5 protein-coding genes are annotated in these 5,628 nt (G+C 46.1%); 4 read left to right on the plus strand and 1 reads right to left on the minus strand.

The genetic code is table 11. From position 1 onward, the window contains the following. Window positions 1-49 precede the first annotated feature (49 nt). Window positions 50-1,828, minus strand: a complete 1,779-nt coding sequence (locus C7B77_RS22550) for an ABC transporter ATP-binding protein (protein WP_106310181.1) — start codon at window positions 1,826-1,828, stop codon at window positions 50-52. 338 nt (window positions 1,829-2,166) lie between these two features. On the opposite strand from C7B77_RS22550, the gene C7B77_RS22555 reads away from it, so the two are divergent. The 4 genes from C7B77_RS22555 (at window position 2,167) to xseB (ending at window position 5,465) form a co-directional block, all read left to right on the plus strand. Then, window positions 2,167-2,850, plus strand: a complete 684-nt coding sequence (locus C7B77_RS22555) for a hypothetical protein (protein WP_106310184.1) — start codon at window positions 2,167-2,169, stop codon at window positions 2,848-2,850. Window positions 2,851-3,195: 345 nt separating this feature from the next. Further along, window positions 3,196-3,879, plus strand: coding sequence for a hypothetical protein (locus C7B77_RS22560; RefSeq protein WP_106310187.1), 684 nt, complete (start codon window positions 3,196-3,198; stop codon window positions 3,877-3,879). Window positions 3,880-4,036: 157 nt separating this feature from the next. Further along, window positions 4,037-5,275 carry an exodeoxyribonuclease VII large subunit gene (xseA, locus tag C7B77_RS22565; RefSeq protein ID WP_106310189.1) on the plus strand — a complete coding sequence of 413 codons (1,239 nt, stop codon included), beginning with the start codon at window positions 4,037-4,039 and terminating at the stop codon, window positions 5,273-5,275. Continuing rightward, window positions 5,259-5,465, plus strand: a complete 207-nt coding sequence (gene xseB / locus C7B77_RS22570; protein ID WP_106310192.1) for an exodeoxyribonuclease VII small subunit — start codon at window positions 5,259-5,261, stop codon at window positions 5,463-5,465. Before xseA ends, xseB begins: the two co-directional genes overlap by 17 nt. Window positions 5,466-5,628: the final 163 nt, after the last annotated feature.

The following is a 5,628-nucleotide window of genomic DNA, read 5'->3' on the forward strand; positions in this document are numbered from 1 at the left end:
CAGAGAATAGAGAACGCAGTTCTAAAGCCTAAAGCCTAAAACCTAAAGCCTATTGATAATTTTTAGCTTGAGTTTCAAATAAATGGGCGTAGGTGCCGCCTAGTGCCATCAATCGATCGTGGGTACCACTCTCGACAATCTCGCCTCGATGCATCACATAAATCCGATCTGCCATTTTGATAGTTGCCAGCCGATGGGTAATTAATAGTGCAGATCGATCGCGCATTAGCTCGCGAAACCGCATAAATACCTCCTCCTCTGCATGAGCATCCATCGCACTAGTCGGCTCATCTAGTACCACTAACTGTGCATCTCTCAAAAAAGCCCGCGCTAGGGCAATTTTTTGCCATTGTCCGCCACTGAGTTCTTCACCGCCCTTAAACCACTTACCCAAAAGGGTTTCATAGCCTTGGGGCAGCCGTTGAATCGTGGCAGCCGCACCAGATTGGCGCGCGGCTCGCTCGATGCGTTCGTAGGTGAATGGCTGCTCGACATTGCCCATCCAAATATTGTCTGCCACCGTGAATTGGTAGCAGGTAAAGTCTTGAAAGAGCGCGCCGACTTGGCTGTAGAAATCGGTACGCGAAAAGTGTTGCAGCTCGATCCCGTCTAAGGTAATCGTCCCAGCGGTGGCTTCATACAAACGGCAGAGCAATTTGGCTAATGTCGTTTTGCCAGACCCATTTTCGCCAACTAGCGCGACGATCTCTCCTGGCGCGATCGTCAGATTAATCCCATCGATCGCTTTGCGAGTAGAATTTTGATATTGAAAACTCACATCTCGAAAGACAATTCCCTGTTGGAGTGGTCGCGGTACTAATTTAGGATGAGCGGGGGCGAGCGTAGTGGGTTGGAGCGATAGGAACTCAAAAACATCGGCCAGAAATAGGTTGTTTTCATGCAAACCGCTCAAGCTGGCGAGCAAGCTTTGAACCGCACCTTGCGCCCGTTGAAATGCTTGGCTGTACAAGACTAAATCGCCAAGCTGAAACCGCCCATAAATCGTTTGATGAACGATAAAACCATAAGTTGCCAACATCACCATGCCAGTACAGCCCTGCGCGATGAGCTGAAAGATCGCTTGTCGATGGAGAATAGCGAGTTTTTCGCGAAACAATTGTTGTCGGATGCGAGCGAACCGCTCGATTAACATATTGCCTAAATTGAATAAGCGAATCTCCTTGGCTGGTTGAGAACCTAGCAATAAATGCCCTAAATAGTTGGCTTTGCGCTCGACCTCAGTCTGGTGGCGATGCCAATTATACATAACTTTCGATTGGCGCAAGCGCACGACCATCGTCGGCATCGCCGCAAATATCAACACACAAACGAGTCCCCAGTGCAGGGAAATTAGCAATCCCAAGACCGCGATTAATGTGACAGCACCTTGTCCGCCAGAAGTCAAGTTATCGAGCATTCGTTTCGGGCGGTGCGGTGCTTCCCACTTAGCACGTTCCAAAATATCTTGATAATGCGGACTTTCGTAAGCCTCTAGATCGATTTCGATCGCCTTTTTATACAGAATTGTCTGCATATAATCGGTCACTCGTTGCGATAGTGTTTCCGAGCAGATCTGAGCGATTACCGCCAAGAAATGAGTCAACAACATCACTATGCCAGCATCGATCAGCAAAAATAGAATGTGACTAAAAATCTGGGTTTTATCTACAAGATTCAGACTCAGAGCAATATCATCGACGATGAGTTTAATAATGTAGAGTAATGCAAAGGGTAACGTACTCTGAATGGTCGTTACAACCACATGAGCGGCTGTCCAGCCTGGAGCACTATCCCAGACTAAACTCACCGCACGTTTGATTTTCAGCATTGAAACACGTCAGGATGGGGTTTGAGCTTAATGGAAGTCAAGATAGCACAATAAATGCGATCGGTATAATTTCAGTAGCAATTCTCATTTTAATATTTTTGTACCACTTCAAGGCAGAGAGTGGGTGGGTGGATGGCTGACTGAATTCGATCGCAGATCCCACTTTCCCCGACTTTAACTACCGATTTTTTCCGCCCAAAGCTAGATCTGGATTGGCTTAGACTGACATTACAGGAATCTTTAATAGTCCGACTGTAGTAACTATATCTTTGAGATTGCAGAAACTACTCGTACTAGAGCCGTCATAGCCTAATCTCCAGTCATCAGCACCAAAACTTATGGAAAATACCAACACGCTCATTTACTTACTCAGAGATCGATTTAGCTTCATCGATGAAATTCATAATAGTGAGAAACTCAATAGTAAAATTGTCTCCTTACTATTTACCAGTTTTAGTTGCTTTGCAATTTATGGAGCGATTATCGGTGCGACAAATAGCAATACGCCGATTCAAATCCTGTCTTCAGCCATCAAACTTCCCGCTCTATATCTAATTACACTGATTGTTTGTTTTCCGACACTTTATATTTTCAACGCCTTCTTTGGTTCTCGCAGTACCGTTCGGCAGCATTGGGCTTATCTTCTAGCTACAATTACCGTAATTGCAGTTTTATTATGTGGATTTGCACCAATTACATTATTTTTCTTACTTACCGTTAACGATCGATTCTTCTTTTTATTATTAAACGTCGCAATTTTTACACTTACGGGTACATTGGGCGTATCCTTTCTCTATCGAACAATGAAGCCTAGCGATGCAGAAGAACACTCTGGAAATATCCAGATTAGGAAGAATATTCTGAAATTCTGGTTGGGATTATATGGCTTTGTGGGCACTCAATTAGGTTGGACGCTTAGACCATTTTTTGGTACTGGTGTCGGCGATTTTCAATTGTTTCGGCCTAGAGAAGGCAGCTTTTTTACTGCTGTGTGGGAATCTATTCATAGATTGGGTTTTTAAGTCAAATGTGTATTGCAGCTTCGGCCCTGCCAGTAGCTGTAAGTAAGTAGGTGGAATTAAATATAAAAGCCGTGTAGGTTGGGTTGAGTGTAGCGACCGAAATCGCGCTGAGGCTTCCGTCTGGCGACACGTCTCGCTTCGTATGCCTACGGCAGGCTATCGCCAACGCCTACAGCGTGCGTTTCGGTCAAGACAGCGAAACCCAACAGCACCGACATTGTACGTGTATTTGGTGTTTTATATTTAATTAAGTCCAGTTACTTAATACTTAATAAATAGTTTGACAAGGCATGAATTTTTCTAGTTAGGGGAGTGGGGTTAAATCTGTGCAGATAAATTGGATGTATGGTGGATAAATTTGAAGAATTAATAATTCCGCGATCGACAGTAGAATCGATCGGCCAGCAGGAGATCGGACATCTGATGGTAGGCTTTACTTGGAGATCGAATGTCTGGCAACAGCCACACAAATTAATCCAAATTGGCTTAATGCAAATTATCGGTGCGGGCATTATCTTTGCCGCGCTAATGTTGCCGATCGATCGTGGTTTGAATCTCTATCGATCGCCACAAACACAACAAGAACGCTTAAATAGATTACTTGTAGTTGACAGTGCAATTACCCTGGTTGCACTCTTTGGCATTAATTGGTGGATACTTCGTCGCGGGAAACGATTGCAAAAACTCCTAAAATTAGTCGAGCAAATCGATCGATATAACCAGATCGTCACTTCGATCGCCACCTTAGAAAAAGTAGCCAACCTCACCGATCGTCAAGCCAAACCAGTACCAACTTCTGCAATAATTGAAATTCTCAGTCAAACCCAGCAAAACTTACTCGCCGCCTTAAAGATCGATCGCTACTTACGCGAATATCCCGATTCATCCCAACTCACGATCTCGATCGCGCATAATTTAATTAATCTTCAAAACCTATCTCAACAGCCACAATTAGCCGAATACGAAACCCTCCTCACCCAAGCCTGGGAAATTGGGATGAGTATTTATGAGGAGACGAATCTTGACTAGGAGAGGGGGAGAGGGGGAGACGAGGGGACGAAAGGGTATTTCCAATCCCTACCCATTACTCATTACTCATTACTCATTTACTCATCTCAACCGATCGACAGTCAAATCGGTAATAATAAGCAACTATCTAGCTTATCTCGGTGCTACTCGTCGATCGATGTCCAACGCAACATTCTACCCAGATATCGATCCCATTTCGATCGATCGATTGACTGGTTATATCGAACGCGCTCTGCTGCAAACTCCCCAACTGCGACAAGTATGGGTGTGTGGCGAAGTTTCCAGCGCGAGTCATCATCCATCGGGAATCTACTTCAATCTTAAAGATAAAGTCGGCAAATCCGCACTCCCAGCCGTGGTTTGGAAATCCCAGATTCCAGAGCTAGAAACCAAACCCGAAGTCGGGATGGAAGTACTCGCTCTAGGTAAAATCGCCGTCTACGCACCGCACGGCAAATATCAATTTCAAGTGCAACAAGTCCTCCCGATGGGTGAAGGACTCCAAGCTCTACGACTGCAAAAACTCAAACAGCGGCTGCAAGCCGAAGGTTTATTCGATCTAGAGCGCAAACAACTTTTACCCGCACAACCGCAAATTATCGCCGTCGTGACATCGCCTACAGCCGCCGCCTGGGGCGATATCCGCCGCACATTGCTAGCGCGCTATCCGAGCGTATTAGTCCTATTTTCACCCGCCACAGTGCAGGGAGAAACCGCCCCACAGTCGATCGAACGGGCGATCGATCGAGTCATTATCGACGATCGCGCCGAAGTCATCATCCTGGCTAGAGGTGGCGGCGCGACAGAAGATTTAAGCTGTTTTAATAGCGAAATCGTCGTCCGATCGATCGCCGAATGTCCGATCCCGATCGTCACTGGGATCGGACACCAACGCGACGAATCTCTCGCCGATTTAGCCGCCGACGTCGCCGCCGCCACCCCCACAGCCGCAGCAATGCTAGTCGTTCCCGATCTTGCAGACGTCGCAGACGAACACTCAGCCAGAGTCGAACGGCTGCGCCAAGCCATGCAAAGAGTCATCATCGATCGTCAGTCCGAGCTAGATCGCCTGCGCCTGCGGTGCGAACGCATCAAACCCGATCGCCAATTAGATCGAGAACGCGAGCGGATCGACAGCCTCGCACAAAGACTCAAACTCGCGATCGCCAGACACTTGCAAACCGCACAGCAAGAACAGTTAAGATTGAAAGAGCGATGCCAAGCTCTCGATCCCAGCTTAGTCTTGCAACGCGGTTACGCACTAGTACGGGACAACAACGGCGCGATCGTCCGCACTAGCGATCGTCTAATCGTAGGAGCCGAATTATCCCTCCAATTTAGTAAAGGTAGTGCCAAAGTTAGCATAGTTGAAATCGATAATGGCCAAAAAGATTGAGTGGAAATATGAAACAACAGTCGCACGAGTCGAAGATATCCTCGATGAAATCGAAAGCGGCGAATTAGAATTTACCGAAGTATTCGATAAATTCGCCATAGCCGTCGAATCCCTACAGCAGTGCGAAGACTTTCTAGCTAAACAGCGATCTCAAGTCGATTTATTACTAGAAAATCTCGGCGATAGATAATTGATAATTGATAATTGATAATTGGGTTTTTACGGTAGTGGCAATTCATGAATTGTCCCTGCCTTCCAATTTAGGAAATAATTCATCAGATCGATCGGTTTACTATAGCAACATCCTTGGCTACTACTATATCTATTACCCACAGATCGACGACATTCAGCAC

Origin of the sequence: Chamaesiphon polymorphus CCALA 037 (assembly GCF_003003845.1) — a bacterium.
Classification (GTDB): domain Bacteria; phylum Cyanobacteriota; class Cyanobacteriia; order Cyanobacteriales; family Chamaesiphonaceae; genus Chamaesiphon; species Chamaesiphon polymorphus.